We start from the raw sequence: 25,720 nt of genomic DNA, 5'->3' as shown, positions 1-25,720 counted from the left end.
ACTTACATTTGCGTTTCAACAAATAAAATAGGATGCAATCATTTATATTATGAATACAAATGATTACACCATATATTTAAATAATATTAAGCAACAATAAATTCAACGCGCTTTTTGGATATTAAACCGTGCCCATGCTGGCAGAAATAATCTACTGCACCACAAGCTTTTAACACCTGTAATGGCTGATGGCAGTCAGGACAAAGCGCCTGAATGGTGAAATCTTTGGCACAAGTTGCACAGTGGGCAGTTTCACCGTTGCGTTCGAGAGGGTTATGGCAGGTTGGGCAGTTGAGTTCCATAAATACTCCTCGCCTGTTGTTCAGTTTCCCTCTCCGTTTGGAAAGGGAAACCGGATAAGAGATTACTTACTTTTCTTAATATGCTTCATCAAACGCTTACGCTTGCGCATCTGGGTCGGCGTCAAGGTGTTACGCTTGTTCGCATATGGGTTTTCCCCTTCTTTGAACTGAATACGAATCGGCGTACCCATCACGTCCAGAGACTTGCGGAAGTAATTCATCAAGTAGCGTTTGTACGAATCCGGCAGGTCTTTCACCTGGTTGCCGTGAATCACCACAATCGGCGGGTTATAGCCACCGGCGTGGGCATATTTCAGCTTCACTCGACGACCGCGAACCAGCGGCGGCTGGTGATCTTCAACCGCCATGGTCATGATACGCGTCAGCATTGACGTACCCACGCGACGGGTGGAGCTGTCATACGCTTCACGCACTGATTCAAACAGATTACCAACGCCGCTGCCGTGTAATGCAGAGATAAAATGCACACGGGCGAAGTCGATAAAGCCCAGACGGAAGTCCAGCGTCTCTTTTACTTGCTCTTTCACTTCCTGGCTCAGGCCGTCCCACTTGTTCACTACAATGACAAGTGAGCGCCCACTATTGAGAATAAAGCCCAGCAGGGAGAGATCCTGATCGGAAATACCTTCGCGAGCATCAATCACCAACATCACCACGTTGGCATCTTCAATCGCCTGCAATGTTTTGATTACGGAGAATTTCTCTACCGCATCGGTGATTTTGCCGCGTTTACGTACGCCCGCAGTATCGATGAGTACATACTCACGTCCATCGCGTTCCATTGGAATGTAAATACTGTCACGCGTGGTGCCCGGCATGTCGTAAACTACGACGCGTTCTTCGCCAAGGATACGGTTAGTGAGTGTAGACTTACCGACGTTAGGACGACCCACTATCGCCAGTTTGATTGGCAGACTTTGCGGGTCAAAGTCGTCTTCCTCTTCTTCTTCGCCGTTCTCTTCCGCTTCAAATTGCGCCCAGTACTCAGCGTCTTCATCCACTTCTTCTTGTGGTGCGATATCTTCCATCCACGGCAACAACACGTGCTCCAGCAGACTTAATACGCCACGACCGTGAGACGCGGCGATAGGATAGATTTCACCTAAACCGAGCGAATAGAAATCAACAACGGCCTGATCCGGATCCAGACCATCGGTTTTGTTTGCCACCAGGAAGGTCGGTTTTTCGCGGGAGCGCAGATGTTTAGCAATCGCTTCATCCGCAGGCATCAGGCCCGCGCGCGCATCCACCATAAACAGTACGACGTCCGCTTCTTCAATCGCCAGCAGCGACTGTTCCGCCATGCGGGTTTCTACACCGTCTTCTGTTCCGTCAATCCCGCCGGTATCAATACAGATAAACTCGCGGCCTTCAATTTCCGCACGACCGTACTTACGGTCACGAGTCAGACCCGGGAAATCCGCAACCAGCGCATCTCGGGTGCGAGTTAGACGGTTAAATAACGTGGATTTTCCTACGTTAGGGCGCCCGACAAGCGCGACCACAGGTACCATGTTTAAAGCCTCATTTTTATAAATCATCAGACAACGCACGCTATATTCGTGTCGTTGTTAAAAACAGGAAAACGGCCCCTGTCCAGGAGCCGTTTTCAAAGTGAACGACAGAGACGATTAACGTGTAATAGAGTACACAGTCCCGTCTTTTGCCTGGATCAGCAGTTTGCCGTCAGCGGCAACCGGTTCAGTCTGGAAACCGGAGCTATCAACTTTTTGCTGGGCAACGAAACGACCATCTTCGACGTTGATCCAGTGCAGATAACCTTCACTGTCACCTACCACCAGGTTGCCATTATACAGCACCGGAGAAGTCAACAGACGATGCAGCAGATCGCTTTGTGTCCACAGCGTAACGCCGCCATCAATGGTCAACGCCATCACCCGGTCATTTTGATCGACCAGATAGATGCGGTTGCCGTCGACGATGAAATCATTCACCGAACCCAGTTCGCGCTTCCACATAATCTGACCGCTGCGCAGATCAAGCGCCGTCAGGTTACCATTATAGGCCAGCGCGAAAACAACGCCGTTAACAATGACGGGAGTCGTGTCAACATCGCTCAGGCGGTCAATTTCGGTAGAACCGGTCGCCTGAGAAATACGCTGCTGCCAAATCATCTGGCCCTGTTCCATTAGCACTGCGCTGACGCGACCATTATCGCCACCCACGACGGCCGCACCAAAAGCCGTTGCTGGCGCAGACTCGCCACGCAAAGAGAGTGAAGGCATATCGAGGTTAACTGTCCATTTGACAGCGCCGTCAGCTTCGTTCAGGGCTTGCAACTGACCGTTACTGGTGTGGATTAACACCAGACCGTCGCTGACCACCGGGCGAGAAAGCGCTTCACCCGCGACTTTAGTCTGCCATGCCACAGTACCATCACTGGTATTCAGCGCGTAAACCTGCGCCTTTTCGCTACCAATGTAGACATGTCCGCCAGACACGGTCACGCCGCCAGAAAGTAATGCAGGCTCTTTAGAGAACCAGCCATCTTTCTCGGCCAGACTGACAGACCAGATTTCTTTGCCATCATCCGCATTCAGCGCTTTTACTAAACCAGCGCGGTCTGCTGCATAGACAACGTTGTCCGCCAGTGCCGGATGAAGATTGGAATAGAAGTTGCCAATGCCGCTACCCACGGAAGTGCTCCACGCCGTGGTCGGCGTAAACTGGTTTTCAACGGTCGGCAATGGGGACATCTTTACCACATCTTCTTCGCTGTTAAACAGCGAACAGCCGCTTAAAAGGGTAACGGAAAGCAGTCCTGGCAGCAGTAATTTACGCAATTGCATCGGGTCCCTCTCAGATGGACAAATTATTAATTTTCATCTGCATCATTTCGCTCAGTGCCGGAGTAACATCGCTTTTCACGCCTGCTTCCCATGCACTACGCGCACCTTGCTTATCACCTTTGCTCAGCAATGCTTCGCCACGCAGGTCGGCAACAATGGCAGCCCACCCTTCACCTTTGATGGTATCGAGGGTTTTCAGCGCGGCATCAGCCTGCTTGAGCTGTACCTGAACGCGGGCAAGACGCAGATTTATCACGGCTTTGAGATTTTCATCGCTCGTGTCCGCCAATCCCTGTTGTAACTGGGTGGCAGCTTTCTCTAGTTCATTTTTGTCAACAAATTGCTGCGCAAGTTCCAAAGAAGCCAGCGCACCATAGGTATTTTTATTTTCAGCAGCAAATTTTTCCGCCGCCGGGATGCTATCCGGTTTGCCTTCGCTCACTGCGGTAACCGCATTTTGATAGGCAAGAGAAGCGGAGCGTGTAGAATCAACCTGATGGCTGTTCCAGTAGCGCCAGCCAATCAATGCGCCAACGCCCAAAATCACCCCAACAGCCAGTGCTTTGCCATTTTCAGCAAAAAAGCGTTTAACCGCTTCAACCTGGTCGTTTTCGTTCTCGTAAATTTCCACGCTGTCCTTCTCCTTCCTTAACCCAGTAACGTGCGCAAATGCGCGGCTACGCTATCCTGCGCAACTGCCGTTTGCTCACCAGAGCGCAAATCCTTCACTACTGCTGTGCCGTTAGCCACTTCAGACTCACCCAGCACCACAGCAACGCGGGCGCCCCATTTATCAGCACGGGCAAACTGCTTCTTAAAGTTGCCGCCGCCGTGGTTGGTCATCAGTTTCACGCCCGGTAATTCATCACGCAGACGCTCTGCTAATGCCATAGCCGCAGATTGTGTGTCAGCACCTGAAGCCACCAGATATATATCGACAACAGGATCGGCTTTAAATTCCGGATTAACGGCCTGAACTAACAATACAAGACGTTCGAGACCCATCGCGAAACCGACTGCCGGTGTTGCACGACCCCCCAGTTGTTCCACCAGACCGTCATAACGACCGCCTGCGCACACGGTGCCCTGGGAACCGAGGCTGTTAGTCACCCACTCAAAAACAGTACGGTTATAATAATCCAGACCACGCACCAGACGCTGGTTTACGGTGTAAGCGATACCCGCGCTCTCCAGCAGTTTGCACAGACCAGCAAAGTGCTCACGAGATTCCTCGTCAAGATAGTCACCTAATGCTGGGGCGTCGTTGAGAAGGGCCTGCACTTCCGGATTTTTGGAATCCAGCACGCGCAACGGGTTAGTGTACATGCGGCGTTTGCAGTCTTCGTCCAGTTTTTCTTTATGCTGCTCAAGGAATGCCACCAGCGCATCACGATAATTGGCGCGTGCTTCCAGCGAACCGATAGAGTTCAGCTCAAGAGTTACGTGTTCAGAGATACCCAGTTCACGCCACCAGCGGGCGGTGAGCATAATCAGTTCAGCGTCGATATCAGGACCTTGTAGGCCGAAAACTTCGCAACCCAACTGGTGGAACTGACGATAACGCCCTTTCTGCGGACGCTCGTGACGGAACATCGGCCCGATATACCATAGACGCTGTTCCTGATTGTACAGAAGACCATGCTCGATGCCGGCGCGTACACAGCCCGCCGTCCCTTCAGGGCGCAGAGTCAGGCTGTCGCCATTGCGATCCTCAAAGGTGTACATCTCTTTTTCAACCACGTCGGTGACTTCACCAATCGCACGTTTGAATAGCGGGGTCTGCTCTACAATCGGCAAGCGGATTTCACTGTAACCGTAGCTGCCGAGCACGTTTTTCAGTGTGCCTTCAATGCGCTGCCAGATGGCCGTTTCGCCAGGCAGGTAATCGTTCATGCCGCGAATGGCTTGAATGTTTTTTGCCACGTTTATTCTCTTTCTGAATATAAAAATGAACCCTCAACGCGCCCCTCAATATTTCGGGAGCCATGCGGGTTCAATCATACACGGGAAGCGAGGCGCTTCCCATCACGTTATTATTTTTCAACCTGCTGAACGTCAATTCGACGCGCTTCATCCAGTTGGCTGGCTTTCGCACGAATGCGCGCTTCCAGCTGGTCGATCATATCGTTGTTGTCCAGACGGTCTTTGCGCACGCCATCTTCATAGAGGCCGCTTTTCTTGTTGCCGCCGGTAACGCCGAGTGTAGAAACCAGCGCCTCACCTGGTCCATTCACCACGCAGCCGATAATCGAAACGTCCATCGGGGTGATGATATCTTCCAGGCGTTGCTCCAGGGCGTTAACCGTACCGATAACGTCAAACTCCTGACGCGAACAGGTCGGGCAGGCGATGAAGTTGATCCCGCGCGAACGGATACGCAACGATTTCAAAATATCGAAACCGACTTTGATCTCTTCGACCGGATCGGCCGCCAGCGATACGCGCAGCGTGTCGCCGATGCCTTCAGACAGCAGCAGGCCTAAACCAATGGCAGATTTTACTGCCCCACTACGTGCGCCGCCCGCTTCGGTGATCCCAAGATGCAGCGGTTGATCGATCTGTTTTGCCAGCAGACGATAAGACTCAACAGCGAGGAAGACATCAGAGGCTTTGACGCTGACTTTGAACTGATCGAAGTTCAGACGATCAAGATGATCAACATGGCGCATGGCAGATTCTAGCAATGCCTGCGGGGTCGGTTCGCCATACTTTTCTTGCAGATCTTTTTCCAGCGATCCAGCGTTAACGCCAATACGGATCGGAATGTTTTTATCGCGCGCGCAGTCAACCACCATGCGAATACGCTCTTCATTACCGATATTGCCAGGGTTAATACGCAAACAATCGACCCCGTATTCCGCTACTTTCAGCGCAATGCGATAGTCAAAGTGGATATCAGCCACCAGCGGTACGTTAACCTGCTGTTTGATGAGTTTGAACGCTTCTGCCGCGTCCATCGTCGGTACGGAGACACGGACGATATCAGCGCCAACACGTTCCAGCGCCTTAATTTGATTGACCGTTGCTTCGACGTCTGTCGTGCGCGTATTGGTCATGGACTGTACGGCGATGGGGGCACCATCGCCAATCGGCACATTCCCAACGTAAATACGTGTTGATTTTCTACGTTGAATTGGAGCCTGGTTATGCATGAAAAATCTCCCGCGTTACCCGTCTGTTACTGCGCCGGTGATTGTTCGGCATTTAGGGTCAGACGCGCAACCTGGTTAGTTCTGATAAAACGACTCAGATCGACAGGTTTCCCTTGATACTGGATCTGTACTGCGGCTGGCGCACCAATTTTCAGTTTGTACGGAGCCTGGCCGGTTAAGTTCAAATTACCGTCTTTACGCTGCATACCGCTAAACAATTTTTTACCGGTAGCATCAGTGACTTCCAGCCAGCAATCGGCAGTAAAGTTCATCACCAACGCATTCGGATCAGCCGCTGGCGTGGTCACGCCAGCCTGATCGGTTGGCAACGGCGCAGCACCATCTGGCGTTGTTGTTGCCGTTGGTGCCGGGGTCGCAGCGGTATCAACATTTGCCTGCGAAGGTGAAACAACTGCATTCTGTTGTGAATCAACAGCTGGTGCTGGCGAAGTTATGGCAGGTGTTTGCGTGTTAGTTGCGGTAGTATCCACAGACGCTGGCGGCGTGGACGTCGTAGTCGGGTCTGTGGTTGTCGACGTATCTAACGGAACACTCTGCCCCTGTTCGTTATTACTGCTCAGTTCCGCAGAAGATTGATCGGCCATAGTAGTGATCTCTTCCTGCTGAGCTTTGTGGTCTTGCCACCACCAGGCACCGCTCAGGCCAATAACCACAAACAACACCAGCCAGGTGAAGGTCATCAGCCAGCCGTCACGTTTTTTGCGGCGTTTACCGAGGGAAAAACTCTGCATCGGCGCAACTTTTGCAGCTCGTAGTGGAGCCTGTTTTTCCAGCCCCGGTAGCAGTTCTTCTTCTGGAATATGTACCAGACGCGCATAAGAGCGGATATATCCGCGCAGGAATGTTGAAGCAAGATCGGCAGGTGCCTTATCTTCTTCAATGTCGCGTACCGTGGAAACCTTCAGGCAAAGTCGCTCAGCAACGGCCTGCTGACTAAGTCCTAGTTGTTCGCGAGCATTACGCAGGCGAGCGCCGGTAGTAAGTGCTTCATTTTGGTCGTGCGTGGCTTCAGTATTCATTCGCTGCAGGTACGTTTAAATGAGAATTGAGATGCCGGTGAACCATCATGCTCACCCACACCGCGAAACATCCGTTAAGTTAACCGTTATCATACAGTATAAGACCGTCTGTGTGCTCGTGACAAAGCCCACATTCACTAAGGCTAACTTACTGTTGCATCGTTACATACTGCCTTAAAGTCAGCAAAAACGCACCGTTAATATTGACCTGACAATTGCAACTTAATACTTCATTCATAAAAGATTACGCCACGGTACATAAAGTAACCGTGGCGTAATGGCTATCAGACCGCTTTAATGTCGATGGCCTCACCCTGCATTCGTTTACGCAGGGTACGTTTAGTACGGTCGATAACATCGCCCGCCAACTGACCACAGGCAGCATCGATATCATCACCACGAGTTTTACGCACAATAGTGGTGAAACCGTAGCTCATCAGCACTTTTGAGAAACGGTCGATACGACTGTTTGAGCTGCGTCCATACGGCGCGCCAGGGAACGGGTTCCACGGGATCAGGTTGATCTTACACGGCGTATCTTTCAGCAGCTCCGCCAGTTGGTGCGCGTGTTCAGTGCCGTCGTTAACGTGATCAAGCATCACGTATTCAATAGTGACTCGGCCCTGATTGGCGTTAGATTTCTCCAGATAGCGGCGCACCGCAGCAAGAAACGTTTCGATATTGTACTTTTTGTTGATCGGCACAATTTCGTCACGAATTTCGTCGTTCGGCGCATGCAGGGAAATTGCCAGCGCTACGTCGATCATATCGCCCAGTTTATCCAGCGCCGGAACAACGCCTGATGTAGAGAGCGTAACGCGACGTTTAGACAGACCAAAACCGAAATCATCGAGCATGATTTCCATCGCCGGAACGACGTTGTTCAGGTTGAGCAGCGGCTCGCCCATACCCATCATCACTACGTTAGTGATTGGGCGCTGACCGGTGACTTTTGCTGCGCCAACGATTTTCGCTGCACGCCACACCTGGCCGATAATTTCCGACACCCGCAGATTGCGGTTAAAGCCCTGCTGGGCGGTGGAACAGAATTTACACTCCAGCGCACACCCCACCTGCGAGGAAACGCAAAGCGTGGCACGGTCGTCTTCCGGGATATACACCGTTTCGACGCGCTGATCGCCAACGGCAATCGCCCATTTAATGGTGCCGTCAGATGAACGCTGTTCTTCAACCACTTCCGGTGCGCGGATTTCCGCCACCTCTTTTAGCTTGCCGCGCAACACTTTGTTGATGTCGGTCATCTCATCAAAGTTGTCGCAGCAATAGTGATACATCCACTTCATCACCTGATCGGCGCGGAAGGGTTTTTCACCTAAATCTTTAAAAAACTCCCGCATCTGCTGACGGTTGAGATCCAGCAGGTTGATTTTTCCATCTTTCGTGGTGACGTTTTCAGGTGTGACTAATTGTTCAGACATATGCTATTCCGGCCTCGTTATTACACGTTATGGCCCCTGGAGGGTTGAAAAAAGAAACGCCCCGGTGAGCGGCTGCTCGTCCGGGGGCGCTGCATTGTACAAATTCTGGCGCACGGATGCCACGTTTGCACGCGGCATTTACGAAATTATTAACGGGTGCGCGGGCACACTTCGCCTTCGCCGAAGAAATAAGCGATTTCGCGAGCGGCAGATTCGACGGAATCAGAACCGTGGGTACCATTTTCGGTCAGGCTGTCAGCGTAATCAGCACGCAGAGTACCGGCCAGTGCGTTTGCCGGATTGGTCGCGCCCAGCAGATCGCGGTGACGCTGAACGGCGTTTTCACCTTCCAGCACGGAAACCACGATCGGACCAGAGGTCATGAATTCAACCAGACCATCAAAGAACGGTTTTCCATCGTGTTCAGCATAAAAGCCACGAGCCTGTTCAACGGTCAGGTGCAGCATTTTGGTGCCGACAATTTTGAACCCTGCAGCTTCAAAGCGCGCAAAGATATTACCAATGACGTTTTTTGCTACCGCGTTCGGTTTGATGATGGAAAAAGTACGTTCAATAGCCATTTTTACCTCTGTAAATTGTTCTGTTGTTGTCTGTACCAGCGTACGAGATGGCGCGGATTATAATGAGCAACAGGGCCGTTGACTATTGATGAAGGTAACATTTTTTTAAAATAAAACGAGTTTAAGCAACAAATATGAGCAAAACAGACTACTGCATGACAAATCTCACTGTCGCCACCTGCCCCATTTCGTCCATTACCAGCAATTGATAATCGCCTTTCTCTGTCAAATGCAGAGTCACGTTACGCCCGCGTTCAGCTAACGGTTCACCATTAAGAAACCACCAGCGTTCGCCTGTTCCTCCGCTTAATTGTACTGGTAATGACGCATCAGTAGCTCCTGGCAGACGTTTGATAATTACGCCATTACGCACACCAATCAACTGTAAAGGTACCTGAGCATCACGACCATACGGCGAGCAATTTGTTGATGCCCCAGGTAAGCGCGCTGCTCGTCGTTCAGCAGCAGGTAGCCAGGGTTCCAGCGGTAACGGCCAGACATTAATCATTTCTTGTCGAGCCTGAGGACAATCAGCAGCAACACGTTTACCTTGCTCATCAAGCCAGATGGGGAAACGAATCCCACTTATTCCTTCTTGCTCCGGTAAAAGTAATGTTGGTGGCTGGCTATCTTCGAGCAGCCAGGTGGCAAGACGACGGCGGCAATTGCTATCGCCTTCTGGCAATGATTGCCCACCCGGCCAGCAGATAACGCCACGGCTTACAGAATCAGGACGCGGGTCTTCCGGCAGATTCGCACTGCGCGACAGTAAGATATTATTGACCTGATTCAACAGCGGTACGGCGCTGGCAAAGCCAAACTGACCGACAACGGGCGTACCGTCCGGTCTGCCAGTCCAGATCCCAATTACGTAACGAGCGTTAACGCCAATAGCCCATGCATCGCGATAGCCATAACTGGTTCCTGTTTTCCACGCCAGTGGTACGACGCGTGGCAAAGCGCCATCCGGAAGCGGCTGCGCTTCATCTGCCATAATACGGCGGATAATCCACGCGGCCCCCGGCGACATTAACGGTCGCTCAAGTAATGGGTCCCCCGGCTGTAAGCGCAACTTACCCGCCTTACCGTGGCGAGCAAATGCGGTATACGCTGCAGCCATATCCTCCAGTTTTGCACCTGCGCCGCCGAGAATGAGCGAAAGATTCGGTGCAGCACCGTTGGGCAAATATAACGGCAATCCAACATTGCGTAACTTTGCCGCAAACCGTTTCGGTCCATAGGCTTCCAGCACCTGCACAGCAGGTAAATTCAGAGAGCGCACCAGCGCCTCGCTCATGCTGATCGGGCCATGAAAACCGCTGTCAAAGTTGCCTGGTCGATAATCACCAGTGCGCCGGGGAACGTCTTGCAACAGCGATGCAGGGTGGATCAAGCCTTCATCCAGCGCCAGACCATAAACAAACGGTTTGAGTACCGATCCCGGCGATCGGATCGCATTGACCATATCGACATGCCCAAAGCGGGAATCATCATTAAGATCAACAGATCCTACCCAACCGCGCACACTCATATCAGTATGATCAACAACGATCATTGCCAACGAACTGCGCGGTGGCAATCGTCCTTTCCAGTTTTGCGCCAGTTCTTCCAGACGACGCTGTAAACCAGCATCCAGCGTAGTAACGATTTTGTCGCTTTTGCTTTTACCGAGCATCATGCGCGAAAACAGCGGTGCCAGTTGCGGCATTTGTCTGGGTGCCAACCAGATGGGCTCTTCACTAGATTCTTTTACCTGCTCACGGGACCACACACCTTGCGCAGCCATCCGATTGAGCACTTTATTACGTGCGGCCTCGGCACGTTCCGGCCAGCGATCCGGACGCAGTCGGCTGGGCGCTTGTGGTAACACCGCCAGCATTGCCGCCTCGGAATAGCTTAAATTCGCAGGCGATTTTCCGAGATATGCCCAACTTGCCGCACCGATCCCCTGCAACGTACCACCAAACGGAGCGCGATTAAGATACAAGGTCAGAATGTCACGTTTAGACAAGTGCCATTCCAGTTGAAACGCGCGCCAGAGCTGGCGAATTTTGCCGCCAAAAGTTTTGGGGTGAGGATCAAGCAGACGAGCAACCTGCATGGTGAGTGTGCTGCCGCCGGAAATAATCCGTCCCGAAGTGAGATCTTGCCATGCTGCGCGCGCCACCGAGAATGGATTCACCCCCGGATGCTTCCAGAACCAGCGATCTTCATAATTGATCAGTGCTTCAAGGTAACGCGGAGAGACATCTTCGATGGTTACCGGATAGCGCCAGATGCCCTCAGCATCGGCGAAACGCCAGAGTGGCGTACCATCCTGCGCCACGACTACGCGTGCGGGATTGACTTCATGCAATGGCAGGGGCCAGAGTTTATCTGCTCCCCACGCGGCAAAAAAAAGGAGAAAAGGCGCAGCTGCCAGCGCTATCCAGCAGCCGCGTTTGGTTAACAGGCGAGGCATTTACGGTCTGACAATCAGCAGATCTTCAGCCGCGCCAGTCGCCCGCCAGTGGGGAACATACATCGATTCCACCATTGGTTGCGGAACATTGTATGTTCCCGGCGTTACCGCCCGCGCCAGATACACCAGCGTGACTGGTTGATATTCATCAACGGCAACCGCCGCCACAAAGCGATCGTCACGGAACTCAATGTGCTTAATGTTCGCTTGTTGCATTTGACTGAGTAGGTTTTGCACTTCGCTACCACTTTGCTCCAGGCTGGCGCTGCCGTTAGCCAGGTTCTGGTTTTCCAGTTCCAGGCCAGCAGGCAGTAAATCAACGACCAAAGCATCCGGCACGCTGTTACTGGCTTTGACCTGCAACCAGACCAGTACCAGATCGCCGCTACGTAACGAATCCAGCGATTTGCTCTTACCGTCAGTGCCAAGAATATGGCGCTCGATTTGCAGCACATTGCTCGCCGGTAAAGGGGCGGATTGCGGATAACCGCTGGCATCCACACGCAGCCATAACGGCTGATCGCCACTGTTGGTCACCTGTAAGGTGGCAAGTTGATCGCTATTCAGATTGCTGGTTTGCGCTTTCTCACCTGTCAGCAGCTCAGCAGAGAAAGACGTTTGCGCCTGCCATTTGCCCGGTAAATCCTGAATCGTACGGGCAGCCAGGAACAGCGCGTTGCTTTCCTGAGTTGATAACCAGCGTTCACCGAACGCCTGCTGCGAAAGTGTGTTCAGCAGAGGGTACTGCTCATCGGGTAGCAATTTGTTCTCTTCCAGCAAGGAGAGCATCAATGCGTTGTCGCGCAGTGGACTACCGTAATCACTCAGCCATATCCGCTCATCACTATTGCGCGGCGTTTTCAGTGCCAGCACAATCGCTTCTTCACCACGCGTTGCATCGCCCATGGTTTTCAGCGCAACGCCAAGTTGCAGCAGCGGTAATCCAGACGCAGCATCGGCACGATGCTCCCAGATTTCACGCAGCGCACCCAGCGGTGCCTTTTGCTGACGGGCCAGCACCAGCGCAGCGTAAGACTGTACGGCGAATTTACTGGCTTTGAGATTATCCGCATACGGAATCGACATCATGCCCGGATCTTGTAAATAGCGCAGTAGACGCTCATTCCCCCGGTTAATGGCTTCTGTCGGCACGCTGTAACCCTGCTCACCTGCGCGGACCAGGAAATCCATCACGTAAGCCGTCAGCCAGTACTCTTCGTCACCGTTTTTATCCCACAGGGCAAAGCCACCGTTATCACGTTGCATTTGCAGTAAACGAGAAATGCCGATATCGACTGCCGCACGGCGCTTCTCATCACTGTCGCCTTTGATTCCCAACGCCTGCAGTTGGGCTGCGTTGGTGTAAAGTGACGGGAACAGGCCGCTGGCGGTTTGCTCCAGACAACCGTACGGATACGCTTTTAACTCTTTGATATAACGTGCAATATTCAACGGTGCTTTGCCGCTCAACAACAATTGCCCTTCCAGCGTAACAGGCGAGAAGTTTTGCAATCCATCAGCTGGAATCGCCCATGTCTCACCAGGCTGCAACGCCGTACCGTAATTGACGGTTTGTGCCGGAAATGCCGGACGGACACCCATTTTCCACTGCTTATGCTGATCGGCAACGGTTTCGCCCGGTAACGCTAACCCGCTAATAGTGGCCTGAATTTCACCATCACCATAACCCGGCAATGCTCGCACCGGGATAAACAGCGTGGTTCGCACGCCCGGCGCTAATTCAACGGCTGCGGGTGAATCGCTAACCAGTTCAAGCAAGCCACTGGCGGTCAGAGCAACGTTCAGTTTTTGCGGTTTATCGGTAAGATTAGTGATATCCAGCGTCAGACGTGAGGTGTCACCGCTGGCCATAAAGCGCGGCATATTCAGTTCTGCTATCACCGGTGCGGCAACAACCACTTTGCTTTCGTTGCTACCGAAATCATCTGCCGTCCATGCTTGTGCCATGACGCGCAATTCACCGTTAAAATCACCAATCGGCAATGTAACCGTGCCTTCGCCCTGTTCGTTGAGTGTTACCGGTAGCGCCTGTTGCGCAACAATATTGACGTGATTTACTGGCGGTTTACCACCGCGTTTCAGTTCATCACCATCGCCACCAAAACGCAGAGCTGCCAGACGCCCCTGACCTTCAATGACCTGACCGTAAATATCGTAAATATCTGCGCCATAGCGTTTCTGACCAAAGAATGCCTGCCACGGATCTGGCGTGACATAATCAGTAATATTCAACACACCGCTATCAACCGCAGACACCAGCACATTCACCTGTTTTGGCATCTCACCATTTTTATTGCTGGCTTTAATTTTCACGGTTAATGGCTGATTGGGGCGTATTTTCGCTGGAGTTTCCAGCGCCAGATCGAGACGACGGTTTTCATCGCCAAGCGGCAAATGCAACACGCCAACTGCGCGTTTTGGCGTCGCGGAGCGAGATTTATCGCCAGGACGTACCACCAGCGTACTTAAATAAAGATCATGACGATTCCAGGTTTTATCGACCGGAATCGTCAGATCCAGCCCTTGTGCCGGAACATCAATCTCCTGCCACCACAGCGGCCCTTCACTGGACTCGACCATCGCATAGCCTTTACCCGCCGTTGGCGCGGCAATGTGCAACTTAATGGTATCACCAGGGCGATAACTGGCTTTATCCAGTTTCAGCGTGACACGGTCTGGTCGCACAGCACCGCTACCGTCGCTATTGTCCTGCCAGCTATAGCCAGCCCAGAAACGCACACTACTGACCGCTTCATTCGGCGCTTTGACTTCCAGACGATAAGCGCCCCACTCTACCGGGAAACTGACTTTACCGGTTTCATCAGCCTGAAGATCCAGTGTTTGTTCATTTTCGATCAGATCTTTTTGATCAAACTGTGACTGCCAGCCTTCATCTTCTGACCAGTTCCAGTAGTAATCGCGGCGTTCGCGAATCAGGCGCACTTGTAAGCCAGACACAGCTTTTTTGACGCCCTGTGCATCGCTATAAACGATGTCAAAAGCGGCGTTACTGCCTTCATCAACAATGGGCTGTTTTACCGTACTGTCAGTGCGATAATCGTAAACCGATTTCGAGGCGAATTGCGGACGGATCCCCGGCAATGCATCGGCAGGCCAGATAGCCTGCTCAGCACGGCGCGTCACCGGGCGACCGCCAGACTCCAGCAAACTGCCCTGGAAAATAACCTGTAATGGGGAATGCGTTTCCTTCCACTGGCTTTCTGTAGAAACTTCGCCGCGCCCTTTATCATCCAGCGTCAACTGAACTTCATCCAGCGTGCGCGAAAGGTTTTCGGCAGCTATATCGCCGAATTCGAAACCAGGTAAGGCTGACACAGCTTCACGCAGTGGGCGCAGGAAAAGTTGCCCTTGCAAAGTATTACCATTAGCAGGCGCCCCGTACAGGTAGTAACCCACCACGGAGAATTTCACTTCATCTTTCGGCGTTAGCGGGGTTTTCTCACCGGTCAGATTCAGCGCCATGCGCTCTGGCATAAAATCTTCGACGTGGAAATCCCACATCCGATACTGGTTATCGCCCGTGTTGGCTCGGATATGCCACATGCCGGTGGCCGCATTACTATTGAGTGGCCACGTAAAGTGATAGAGGCCATTCTCCGGCTGACTAACGACGCTCCTGAGTACCTGCCCGTCGGGTTTAATTACGTCCAGCTTGATGGGTTGATCGGGCAACGCTTTACCGTCTGCATCACGCAATAAACCATTAAGGATGACTGTTTCACCCGGGCGATAAAGATCGCGCGGGCCAAACATGAAAAACTGTTTGTTATAGCCTGGCGCGCCAGCAATGTTAAATTCTGCTAAGTCCAGCGCCGGAAGTTTTAAATCGAGTAGCGTTGTCTGACCGTCTTTACGCGCCAACAGTAATGCCGCGTTTTTATCATTTTCCAGCTGCACATGCCCCTGGGCATCACTGGTTGCCTGAGTCAGAGTCTGCCCTTTCTCATTTAATAATGAGACTTCAACTCCTTGCTGGGCCGCGCCGTTTTCCAGGCTTTGGGTAAAGATATCCAGACGATTGTGATAACGGTGGGCCGATACGCCGATATCACTTAATGTAAACAGCGTCGCGGGATTACTGTAATCGTAACGTCCAGCCTGATTCATCACAGCCAGATACACACCCGCCTGCTGAAGCGGTTTGATATCACCCAGCGGCAGCAATAATTTTTCACGGGTGTTACGCGCAGGATTGAGATCAAAACGTCCGGTATAAACCAGATCCGCCATTTGCAGCAGTTTGTCTGACTGCCAGTTCGCCAGCGAATTTCGGTATTCCCATTGGCTAATAAATGCTGGCAGAGATTCTGGCTTAACACGGAAGAAGTTAACATCGACATTGTTAACATTGAGCGCCATTACCGGCAGTCCTTCAATAACTTTTCCAGGCAGCAGCGAACCACGGCTGGCAAAACCGACGCTGGGCTGGATATCGCGGGTAGTTATAGTTTTTTCGTAATCTTTACTGAAGGTTGCGTTGTTGAGTGCCTTGACCTCCTTGCCAATAGTAACGATCAAATCACGTTTCGGCTCGAGGTGGCGTAAACGCAGCTCTTTAAGATTATCTGACAGCTCCCAGGCCCCATCCACTTTGCCGCTTTTTTTATCAACGACGTGAATAACGCGCGAGAAATCCTGATCCGGGTCGAGAGGGATAGAGAAGGTCAGCACCAGCGTGGCTGCGCCATCGAGTTGGACTTCAGAGAGATCCAGCAATGTCAGCGCCTTACCGGCACTCTGTTGTGCCAGTTTTTGTCGCTCCGGTGCAGAGAGTTTTGCTGAACTCGCGTTTTCTGAAGATGCCGCTTTAGTAACTTCAGAAGGTGCATCTTTTTTCACCGCTGTTGGCGCGTTATCGTTGTTGTCGCACCCTGCCAGCGCCAGCATTAGCATGCAGGCGGCTACGCGTAACTTTTTCATTTTTCATCCCTGCCACAATGGCCCGTTAGCAACGTCTAATAATTATTATGCGTGAGAATTTACGTTATGTAATTCAGTATCGCGCCCATGGAATCCGAATTTTAGTGAGAATTGTGGCTCAGACAGCCAAATCAGCCTCTTTTGCTTGTCGCTTTTCACTAAACATCCGACAATTTAGCCTAACCCGGCAAAAATGGAGATGCCTATGTCCACGACATGGTTTGTAGGAGCCGACTGGCTCGCCGAACATATTGATGACCCGGAAATTCAGATTATCGATGCCCGCATGGCACCGCCTGGACAGGAAGATCGTAACGTTGCCCAGGAGTATCTGAATGGACATATTCCCGGCGCAGTGTTTTTCGATATCGAAGCGCTTTCTGATCACAATTCCCCGCTTCCGCACATGCTGCCGCGCCCGGAAACGTTCGCCGTTGCAATGCGTGAGTTAGGCGTTAACCAGGATAAGCACCTGATTGTCTATGACGAAGGTAATCTTTTCTCAGCCCCACGTGCATGGTGGATGCTGCGCACCTTTGGTGTAGAGAAAGTGTCGATTCTGGGTGGTGGACTTGCAGGTTGGCAGCGTGATGATCTGCTATTAGAAGAAGGTGCAGTAGCGCTGCCAGAAGGTGAGTTTAACGCTGCGTTTAATCCTGAGGCTGTGGTGAAAGTAACCGATGTGTTATTGGCAAGCCATGAAAATACGGCGCAAATTATTGATGCCCGCCCGGCTGCACGTTTTAATGCAGAAGTTGATGAACCTCGCCCAGGTTTACGTCGCGGGCACATTCCCGGCGCGTTGAACGTTCCGTGGACAGAACTAGTACGAGAAGGCGAACTAAAAACGACCGATGAACTGGATGCGATATTTTTTGGTCGCGGTGTCAGCTACGACAAACCAATTATCGTCAGTTGCGGTTCTGGTGTAACGGCAGCCGTGGTTTTGTTAGCACTCGCGACGCTGGATGTGCCAAACGTGAAACTGTACGACGGCGCATGGAGTGAATGGGGCGCACGGGCCGATTTACCGGTTGAGCCCGTAAAATAAGCTTTTTACAGGCAATAAAAAACCGCCGAATTTGGCGGTTTTTTATTGCTGGTCTGGTTCGCGGCCTTTCCAGCAGGTTGACTTGTGTTGCCGGAGCAACGCAGGCACCCCACAGTATTGAAATACTGTCTTTTATGCCTGGCTAAGTCAAGATAATAAATAGAGTAATTATTCAAATATGAGAGTATTATTCGTGACGGCCCTTTTCGCCGTCTCGCAAACGGGCGCTGGCTTTAGGAAAGGATGTTCCATGACCGTAAATGCAGGCACCCCACAGCGCTTGCTATCGCGGCAATATCGCCAGTGGTGCTGTCGTGATGCGGTCTTCGCATGGACCGCACAATGAAGATACGGTACTTCTGTATCGTACTTATTGTTTCTGGTGCGCTGTTTTCCGAAGTAAATAATAACCGGAGTCCCTCCGGCAACAATTTACTGATGGTTAACAACCTTCAGAACAGCAAGTAAGCCCGAATGCCGCCCTTTGGGGCGGCATATTTTAAATTATTCGATTCTGTTTAAAATCACGCAGGAATCCACCCCAGCGACGTTCATAGAATGGCGCAATATGTTCGGTAATAAAGTGGCTAATTCCTTTTTCCCCTTTTTTCACCTGGCAAATATCTATTGGTTCATCACCAGGTAATGTATCGGTCGCTACACTTCCCGCCGCCTGAATAATTTCTTCGATATCGCCATCGGCTTCAATACCAATAAGTAAATTAGGCTGTGCCTCTTCGTTCTCTTTAATTGAACAAATAAAAGCACGCTTCACCGGCTTAATGGTTTTAAATAAGGTGGTGAGTGAATCAATCATTTGCGCTGGCGGCTCTGCGACTTCCGATAATATCAGCGATTCACCGCCTTCCAGTACTTCCTGACTACTCAGCGGATTTCCTTCTTCACCAATCAACAAACTGATTTCACGCGGCATAAACTCTTTACCGGTTGGCAATTTGGCATTAAGGAAGAGCGTTTCGCCAAGGGTCATCTCAAACAGTGTGCGAACGGGCATTACGACAAACGCCTGTTCGTCTTCAACCGCCTGTTTCAGTGCTTCTAACGAGGTGAAAAAAGGAATGACGCTGGTACCGTCTTCTTTTTCCCAGTGCTGTAAATCAAGCGCGCTATCTTCAGCCACTGCCTCGCCCTGCGCCGCCGTACCTGGTACCCAGACAGTGGATTCCAGTAGAGTACGGAAAAAGGCCGGGCGGTGCGCCGGTTCGGTTGCTGCTTTTTCCAGCAGGTCTTCAAGTTCGTTTTTTGTTTCGGACATAAGAACCACAATTCATTCAATGTTCGGGGCACAAGTGCCTGATGCGCTACGCTTATCAGGCCTACAAGGGAATCGCAATTTTTTGAATTCACAATACTTTGTAGGTCGGATAAGGCGTTTACGCCGCATCCGGCATATTAGTTTACGCCGTTAACAGATTAGCAATCGTGCGCACACCCAGCCCGGTCGCACCCGCAGACCACTGTTCAACTGGTGCTTTACGGTAAGTCGCCGAACAGTCGATATGCAGCCAACCTTGTTTATAGTTCTCAACAAAGTGCGACAGGAAGCCCGCCGCCGTACTTGCACCCGCCGGATACGCCGCGCTTCCGGTATTGTTCAGTTCCGCAAAGTTAGATGGCAGCTGGCTACGGTGGAACTCCGCCAGCGGCAGACGCCAGAACGGTTCGTTCTCCTGGGCGGCACTCTCCAGTAGGCGACTGGCCAACGCATCGTCAAAACTGAACAGCGCGTGATAATCATTACCCAGCGCGGTTTTCGCCGCACCGGTGAGTGTCGCGGCATCGATAATCAGTTCCGGTTTCTGCGCACTGGCGTCAATCAGGCCATCTGCCAGAACCAGACGCCCTTCCGCATCGGTGTTCATGACTTCGACTTTTTTACCGTTGCGATAGGTAATGATATCGCCCAGTTTGAACGCGTTGCCGCTAATCAGGTTATCCGCACAGCAGAGGAACAGCTTCACGCGCTTGTTCAGACCGCGCGTAATGGCAAATGCCAGCGCCCCGGTAACCGTTGCCGCACCGCCCATGTCAGACTTCATTGAGTCCATAAACGCGGTCTGTTTGATGCTGTAGCCGCCGGAATCAAAGGTGATGCCTTTACCTACCAGGCACGCGTACACCGGCGCTTCTTTATCGCCAGTTGGGTTGTAATCCAGCGCCAGCAATACCGGGGAACGTTCTGAACCACGCCCGACAGTGTGCAGCCCCATATAACCTTGATCACGAAGATCTTCACCTTTGGTGATCCGGTAAGTCACACGATCGCCTGCGACGTTGCTGATCAGATCAACAGCACGCTGTGCCAGTTGCGATGGCCCCAGTTCTTCTGCTGGTGCGTTGATGGTGTCACGCACCCAGTCGATGATCATCAGGCGGTTATCCAGTTCCTGGCGCTGGGCATCGTCCAGATCCGGCCACTCCACTTTACGCGTGCCTTTCGGGGCTTTGTAACCTTGCCAGAATGCCCAGCAACGATCCGCATCCCAGCCTTCACCGCTTAGCTGAACATGCTTGATGCCCAGACCGTCAATCTTGCGCGCCGCACGCTGGATCAGCCCCAGATCGTCTGCCCCGTTCAAATGCAGGGTAATACCATCATTATTAATGCTGTAAGTCGCTTTTTCTCCCCAGCGCGCGTCGGCAGGTTGGGTCGAGAGGGTAATCTTCATCGCTTCTGTCATTTTAGTTATCCTTATTTGTAAAAGGGCCGCCAGTTGGCAGCCCCAGGATTTTTCCGCTAAATGATTCGCGTTGCAGGAAGGCGGCAAGTGAGTGAAGCCCCAGGAGCATAGATAACTATGTGACTGGGGTGAACGAGCGCAGCCAACGCATCTGCGGCGTGAAGCATGACGCGGAAATCACTCGGCTTCGTCCAGCCAGACTAATAAAATCGCTTCGAGGATTTTCTCGTTGGACGCCTGCGGGTCGTCGTCGAAATCTTCCAGATCGCAAATCCACTGATGCATATCGGTGAATCGAACCGTTTTCGGATCAAGATCGGGATATGCATCGTACAGTGCTTCGCCAATTTCGCGGCTATCGGTCCACTTAAGTCCCATACTAACCTCTGTTAATGCTCACGCGCATGGTTGATAGTGTAACGCGGAATTTCGACCACTAAATCTTCGTCGGTAACGCGCGCCTGGCAGCTTAAACGGCTTTCCGGCTCCAGCCCCCAGGCTTTGTCCAGCATGTCGTCTTCCTGCTCTGAGCTTTCCGGCAGCGAATCAAAACCTTCACGAACGATGCAGTGGCAGGTGGTGCAAGCACAGGATTTTTCACAGGCGTGTTCAATCTCGATGCCGTTACGCAGCGCAACGTCGAGAATGGTTTCACCGCTATTCGCTTCCAGAACAGCGCCATCAGGACAGAGATCCTGATGAGGCAAAATAACAATCTTTGGCATATTAAACCTCGTCCACGGAATGGCCCTTCAGCGCACGACGAACCGACTGGTCCATGCGGCGAGCGGCGAAATCCTGGGTTTGTTTGTCTACGTTTTTAATCGCTTGTTCGATGGCGTCAACATCATCGCCCTGCGCCACTTCACTCAGGTGAGCGGCAGCATCGTCAATGACCTGACGTTCTGCGGCGCTTAACAGCGCGGCATCAGCAGCCAGCGCGCCGTGCAAACTTTCCAGCACACGGGCCGCTTCTACTTTTTGTTCAGCCAGCATACGGGCTTTTACGTCCTGCTCAGCATAGCTCATTGAGTCTTTGATCATCGAAGCGATTTCACTGTCGGTCAGACCATAAGACGGTTTAACCTGAATAGACGCCTCAACGCCGGTGGATTTCTCCATCGCCGTCACGCTCAAAAGACCATCAGCATCGACCTGAAACGTTACGCGAATATGCGCGCCGCCAGCCGGTAGCGCCGGAATACCACGCAGCGCAAAACGTGCCAGCGAGCGGCAGTCCTGCACCAGCTCACGCTCACCCTGCATTACATGGATAGACATCGCCGTCTGACCATCTTTAAAGGTGGTGAAATCCTGGGCGCGCGCCACCGGAATTGTGGTGTTACGCGGGATCACTTTCTCCACCAGGCCACCCATGGTTTCGAGGCCCAGCGACAGCGGGATCACATCAAGTAACAGCATTTCGCTGTCCGGCTTGTTACCCACCAGAATATCCGCCTGAATCGCCGCGCCAATAGCGACGACTTTATCCGGGTCGATGGAAGTCAGCGGTGGACGACCGAAAAATTCGCCCACTCGTTCACGCACCAGTGGAACGCGAGTAGAACCACCAACCATCACCACTTCCAGTACGTCGTCAGCCTCAACGCCCGCGTCTTTCAGCGCACGACGACAAGCCAGTAAGGTTCGTTTTACCAATGGCGCGATCAGTTCGTTGAATTGTTCACGGCTGATTTCACCCTGCCAGCCCGCAACACTCACGGTCACAGAGTCCGCATCGCTCAGCGCGATTTTGGCCGCAATGGCGGCATCCAGCAGTTCACGCTGAACGCGGTTATCGCTACGGTCAGGAATGCCCGCCTGTTCGCGAATGTAATCTGCTAACAGATGGTCAAAGTCATCGCCGCCGAGCGCGGAATCACCGCCGGTCGCCAGCACTTCGAACACGCCGCGACTTAAGCGCAGAATGGAAATATCAAACGTCCCGCCACCGAGGTCATAAACAGCGATCACGCCTTCCTGACCGGAATCCAGCCCGTAGGCGATAGCCGCAGCGGTCGGTTCGTTAAGCAAGCGCAGAACATGCAGCCCAGCCAGACGCGCCGCGTCTTTGGTGCCCTGACGCTGGGCATCGTCAAAGTACGCCGGAACGGTGATAACGACACCATCCAAGTCGCCTGCCAGGGCTTCAGTTGCCCGCGCCGCCAGTGCTTTGAGGATGTCCGCAGAAACGCGCACCGGATTCAGCAATCCCGCTGCTGTTTCAATCATCGGCAAGCCGTTTTCGCTGGCCTGGAATTGATAAGGCAAATGCGGGTAGCGTTGCTGGATATCAGCCAGCGAGCGCCCCATCAGGCGTTTAACAGAACTAATGGTGTTGGCGGTGTCAAGCGCTGCGTTAGTGCGCGCGTCATAACCCACCGAATGCCCCTGCTGTTGATAGTGAACAACAGAGGGCAGCAGGTGACGGCCTTCATGGTCGGCTAACGTTTCGGCCTGACCGCTGCGCACTGTCGCCACCAGCGAGTTGGTTGTGCCCAGGTCAATACCGGCCGCCAGACGACGCTGATGCGGCGCAGCACTCAAACCAGGTTCACTAATTTGTAATAAGGCCATGTTTAGCTTCCAGAAATTAAAAATCGAGCAGTTTTTCTTCGAGTTGTTCGGCACTGCTTCGCAGTTTATCGAGAAAACGCAGCTTACGCACGGTATCCGCCGCCGCGTCCCACGTCTCGTTGTCTAACTGTTCAACCATCAACTGATGGCGGGTATCAAACATCTTTTTCACACGTTTGATAAAGCTTTCCAGCCGCGCTTCATCTTTCGCCTGTTCGATCTCGTCCAGTTCTTCGCGCAGCTCCAGCTGTTCCATCAGGAACGCGGTGTCGCGCACAGTATGCTGCTCACTGGCGAGATCAAAACCGTGCAAAGAAAGTAAATATTCCGCGCGCATTAACGGATGACGCAGCGTTTGCCAGGCCTGGTTAATGGTTGCAGATTGCTGTACGGCGGCGAGTTGTTCCGCCTGGCTTCCGCTGGCGAATTTATCAGGATGATACTGACGTTGTAGATCCTGAAAACGCAGGCTCAGTGCCTGGGTATCGAGTTGATAACGGGCAGGCAAGCCAAAGAGGGTGAAGTAATCCATAACATTCTCAGGGCTGCGATCCGCCGCAATAACGACGAATCAGGTAAAACAAACCCCACGCGCAGCTGACCACGGTGGGGTTATCGGTATGCGCATCAAACGTGGAAGCTTTCGCCGCAACCACACTCATCTTTGACGTTCGGGTTGGTAAATTTAAACCCTTCGTTCAGGCCTTCTTTTACGAAATCCAGTTGCGTACCGTCCAGAAATTGCAGGCTTTTGCCATCGACCACGACTTTCACGCCTTTGTCTTCAAACACGATGTCTTCCGGCGTCGGTTCGTCAACAAATTCCAGTACATAAGCCATACCTGAACATCCGGAGGTTCTCACACCCAGACGCAGGCCAAACCCTTTGCCGCGGTTAGCCAGAAAGGTATTTACTCGCGCTGCTGCACTGTCGCTCAGTGTAATCGACATAACCAAACCTCAACTCTTATTTTGCTTCACGTTTGCTTTTATAGTCCGCAATGGCGGCTTTGATCGCGTCTTCTGCCAGAATAGAACAGTGAATTTTCACCGGCGGCAGTTCAAGTTCTTCAGCAATATCGGTGTTTTTGATCGCCTGTGCTTCGTCGAGAGACTTCCCTTTCACCCATTCGGTGACCAGGGAGCTGGAAGCGATAGCGGAACCGCAGCCGTAAGTTTTAAAACGCGCGTCTTCAATGATACCTTCATCGTTGACTTTAATCTGCAACTTCATCACGTCGCCACAGGCCGGTGCACCCACCATGCCGCTGCCCACGTTCTCGTCGTTGTTGTCGAAGGAACCCACGTTACGCGGATTCTCGTAATGATCGATAACTTTTTCGCTGTAAGCCATTATAAATTCTCCTGATTCCGATACCGATTAATGATGTGCCCATTCGATGCTGTTCAGATCCACGCCCTGCTTGTACATTTCCCACAGCGGAGAAAGGTCACGCAGACGACCGATGGATTTACGAACTAACTCGATGGTGTAGTCGATCTCTTCTTCAGTAGTAAAACGACCTAAAGAGAAACGGATAGAGCTATGTGCCAGCTCATCGTTCAGCCCCAGCGCGCGCAGCACGTAGGACGGTTCGAGGCTTGCTGACGTACAGGCAGAACCGGAAGAAACCGCAAGGTCTTTCAGCGCCATAATCAGCGACTCACCTTCAACGTAATTAAAGCTGACGTTGAGAATGTTCGGCGCACCGTGTTCCAGGTCACCGTTCAGGTAAACTTCTTCGATATCTTTGATGCCGTTCCACAGACGGTTACGCAGACCGCGCAGACGTTCCATCTCGGTCGCCATCTCTTCTTTTGCGATGCGATAGGCTTCGCCCATACCGACGATCTGGTGAACAGGCAGAGTACCGGAACGCATACCGCGCTCGTGACCGCCGCCGTGCATTTGTGCTTCGATACGTACGCGCGGTTTACGACGCACATACAGCGCACCGATACCTTTCGGGCCGTAGATTTTGTGACCGGAGAAAGACATCAGGTCAACTTTCAACTGGCTCAGGTCGATAGGCAGTTTGCCCACGCTCTGGGTTGCATCAACGTGATAGATAATGCCACGAGCACGGCACATTTCGCCGATAGCCGCGATATCCTGCACCACGCCGATTTCGTTATTTACGTGCATGATGGAAACAAGGATGGTGTCGTCACGCATCGCTGCTTCGAGTTCTTTCAGGTCGATAATACCGTTACGCTGCGGTGCCAGGTAAGTGACTTCAAAACCTTCACGCTCCAGCTGACGGCAGGTATCCAGTACCGCTTTGTGTTCGGTTTTGCTGGTGATGATGTGCTTGCCTTTTTTCTGATAAAAGTTAGCAGCACCTTTGATCGCCAGGTTGTCAGATTCGGTAGCACCAGAGGTAAAGACGATTTCTCGCGGATCAGCGCCAACCAGATCGGCAATCTGATTACGAGCGATATCTACCGCTTCTTCAGCCTGCCAGCCGAAACGGTGAGAACGGGAGGCCGGGTTACCAAAAGTTCCGTCCATCGTCATAAACTGCATCATTTTCTCGGCAACACGCGGGTCCACCGGCGTGGTTGCGGAGTAGTCGAGATAAATCGGTAATTTCATTGCTCTATAAACTCCGTACATCACTC

At 52.2% G+C, this 25,720-nt stretch carries 22 protein-coding genes; 2 read left to right on the top strand and 20 right to left on the bottom strand.

Going from position 1 to position 25,720, the window contains the following annotated elements:
• Positions 1-86: 86 nt before the first annotated feature.
• The 11 genes from AACU19_RS00420 to yfhM form a co-directional block, all read right to left on the bottom strand.
• Complete coding sequence (locus AACU19_RS00420) at positions 87-302, bottom strand: zinc ribbon domain-containing protein (protein WP_000422357.1); 216 nt, start codon at positions 300-302, stop codon at positions 87-89.
• A 62-nt stretch (positions 303-364) separates the two neighbouring features.
• Positions 365-1,837 carry a ribosome biogenesis GTPase Der gene (der, locus tag AACU19_RS00415; protein ID WP_001353036.1) on the bottom strand — a complete coding sequence of 491 codons (1,473 nt, stop codon included), beginning with the start codon at positions 1,835-1,837 and terminating at the stop codon, positions 365-367.
• Positions 1,838-1,954: 117 nt separating this feature from the next.
• On the bottom strand, positions 1,955-3,133 hold the full coding sequence (bamB, locus tag AACU19_RS00410) for an outer membrane protein assembly factor BamB (RefSeq protein WP_001177040.1): 1,179 nt from the start codon (positions 3,131-3,133) through the stop codon (positions 1,955-1,957).
• A 10-nt stretch (positions 3,134-3,143) separates the two neighbouring features.
• Positions 3,144-3,764 (bottom strand): ancillary SecYEG translocon subunit YfgM, encoded by a 621-nt coding sequence (gene yfgM, locus AACU19_RS00405; protein WP_000409211.1) that lies wholly within the window; start codon positions 3,762-3,764, stop codon positions 3,144-3,146.
• A 17-nt stretch (positions 3,765-3,781) separates the two neighbouring features.
• Entirely contained in the window at positions 3,782-5,056 is a 1,275-nt protein-coding gene (gene hisS, locus AACU19_RS00400; protein ID WP_001107185.1) for a histidine--tRNA ligase, read from the bottom strand.
• Between the two features lie 110 nt (positions 5,057-5,166).
• Positions 5,167-6,285: a flavodoxin-dependent (E)-4-hydroxy-3-methylbut-2-enyl-diphosphate synthase gene (gene ispG / locus AACU19_RS00395; RefSeq protein ID WP_000551807.1), complete on the bottom strand. Its 1,119-nt coding sequence runs from the start codon at positions 6,283-6,285 to the stop codon at positions 5,167-5,169.
• 26 nt (positions 6,286-6,311) lie between these two features.
• The gene (gene rodZ / locus AACU19_RS00390; protein WP_032184883.1) at positions 6,312-7,325 is read right to left on the bottom strand and encodes a cytoskeleton protein RodZ; all 1,014 of its coding nucleotides are present in this window, start codon (positions 7,323-7,325) and stop codon (positions 6,312-6,314) included.
• Between the two features lie 284 nt (positions 7,326-7,609).
• On the bottom strand, positions 7,610-8,764 hold the full coding sequence (locus tag AACU19_RS00385; protein WP_000003317.1) for a bifunctional tRNA (adenosine(37)-C2)-methyltransferase TrmG/ribosomal RNA large subunit methyltransferase RlmN: 1,155 nt from the start codon (positions 8,762-8,764) through the stop codon (positions 7,610-7,612).
• Between the two features lie 149 nt (positions 8,765-8,913).
• The gene (gene ndk / locus AACU19_RS00380) at positions 8,914-9,345 is read right to left on the bottom strand and encodes a nucleoside-diphosphate kinase (RefSeq protein WP_000963837.1); all 432 of its coding nucleotides are present in this window, start codon (positions 9,343-9,345) and stop codon (positions 8,914-8,916) included.
• 148 nt (positions 9,346-9,493) lie between these two features.
• Complete coding sequence (gene pbpC / locus AACU19_RS00375) at positions 9,494-11,806, bottom strand: peptidoglycan glycosyltransferase PbpC (protein WP_001137628.1); 2,313 nt, start codon at positions 11,804-11,806, stop codon at positions 9,494-9,496.
• Positions 11,807-16,768 carry an alpha2-macroglobulin gene (gene yfhM / locus AACU19_RS00370; protein ID WP_000736251.1) on the bottom strand — a complete coding sequence of 1,654 codons (4,962 nt, stop codon included), beginning with the start codon at positions 16,766-16,768 and terminating at the stop codon, positions 11,807-11,809.
• A gap of 205 nt (positions 16,769-16,973) precedes the next feature.
• Here yfhM and sseA point away from each other — a divergent pair, with 205 nt between their 5' ends.
• Both sseA and timP read left to right on the top strand, forming a co-directional pair.
• A complete protein-coding gene (gene sseA, locus AACU19_RS00365) occupies positions 16,974-17,819 on the top strand; it encodes a 3-mercaptopyruvate sulfurtransferase (RefSeq protein ID WP_074500906.1) in 846 nt (281 codons plus the stop codon).
• A 342-nt stretch (positions 17,820-18,161) separates the two neighbouring features.
• Complete coding sequence (gene timP / locus AACU19_RS00360; protein ID WP_243204021.1) at positions 18,162-18,287, top strand: small toxic inner membrane protein TimP; 126 nt, start codon at positions 18,162-18,164, stop codon at positions 18,285-18,287.
• 31 nt (positions 18,288-18,318) lie between these two features.
• On the opposite strand, the gene sseB is transcribed toward timP, so the two are convergent.
• The 9 genes from sseB to iscS form a co-directional block, all read right to left on the bottom strand.
• Positions 18,319-19,095, bottom strand: a complete 777-nt coding sequence (gene sseB / locus AACU19_RS00355) for an enhanced serine sensitivity protein SseB (protein WP_001353034.1) — start codon at positions 19,093-19,095, stop codon at positions 18,319-18,321.
• Positions 19,096-19,237: 142 nt separating this feature from the next.
• On the bottom strand, positions 19,238-20,521 hold the full coding sequence (gene pepB, locus AACU19_RS00350; RefSeq protein ID WP_000133573.1) for an aminopeptidase PepB: 1,284 nt from the start codon (positions 20,519-20,521) through the stop codon (positions 19,238-19,240).
• A gap of 177 nt (positions 20,522-20,698) precedes the next feature.
• Positions 20,699-20,899 (bottom strand): Fe-S cluster assembly protein IscX, encoded by a 201-nt coding sequence (iscX, locus tag AACU19_RS00345; protein WP_000523616.1) that lies wholly within the window; start codon positions 20,897-20,899, stop codon positions 20,699-20,701.
• 11 nt (positions 20,900-20,910) lie between these two features.
• A complete protein-coding gene (gene fdx, locus AACU19_RS00340) occupies positions 20,911-21,246 on the bottom strand; it encodes an ISC system 2Fe-2S type ferredoxin (RefSeq protein ID WP_001124471.1) in 336 nt (111 codons plus the stop codon).
• Between the two features lies 1 nt (position 21,247).
• On the bottom strand, positions 21,248-23,098 hold the full coding sequence (hscA, locus tag AACU19_RS00335; RefSeq protein WP_105277920.1) for a Fe-S protein assembly chaperone HscA: 1,851 nt from the start codon (positions 23,096-23,098) through the stop codon (positions 21,248-21,250).
• Positions 23,099-23,114: 16 nt separating this feature from the next.
• The gene (gene hscB, locus AACU19_RS00330; protein ID WP_000384413.1) at positions 23,115-23,630 is read right to left on the bottom strand and encodes a co-chaperone HscB; all 516 of its coding nucleotides are present in this window, start codon (positions 23,628-23,630) and stop codon (positions 23,115-23,117) included.
• A gap of 95 nt (positions 23,631-23,725) precedes the next feature.
• Positions 23,726-24,049, bottom strand: a complete 324-nt coding sequence (iscA, locus tag AACU19_RS00325; RefSeq protein ID WP_000028953.1) for an iron-sulfur cluster assembly protein IscA — start codon at positions 24,047-24,049, stop codon at positions 23,726-23,728.
• A 16-nt stretch (positions 24,050-24,065) separates the two neighbouring features.
• Positions 24,066-24,452: a Fe-S cluster assembly scaffold IscU gene (gene iscU, locus AACU19_RS00320; RefSeq protein ID WP_000331707.1), complete on the bottom strand. Its 387-nt coding sequence runs from the start codon at positions 24,450-24,452 to the stop codon at positions 24,066-24,068.
• Between the two features lie 27 nt (positions 24,453-24,479).
• Entirely contained in the window at positions 24,480-25,694 is a 1,215-nt protein-coding gene (gene iscS, locus AACU19_RS00315; RefSeq protein ID WP_001295373.1) for a cysteine desulfurase, read from the bottom strand.
• Between the last annotated feature and the right edge of the window lie 26 nt (positions 25,695-25,720).

The organism is Escherichia sp. MOD1-EC4550 (genome assembly GCF_963876935.1).
Classification (GTDB): domain Bacteria; phylum Pseudomonadota; class Gammaproteobacteria; order Enterobacterales; family Enterobacteriaceae; genus Escherichia; species Escherichia coli_F.
The sequence above is the reverse complement of the archived record's forward strand: the minus strand, read 5'-3'. Positions and strand labels throughout refer to the sequence as shown.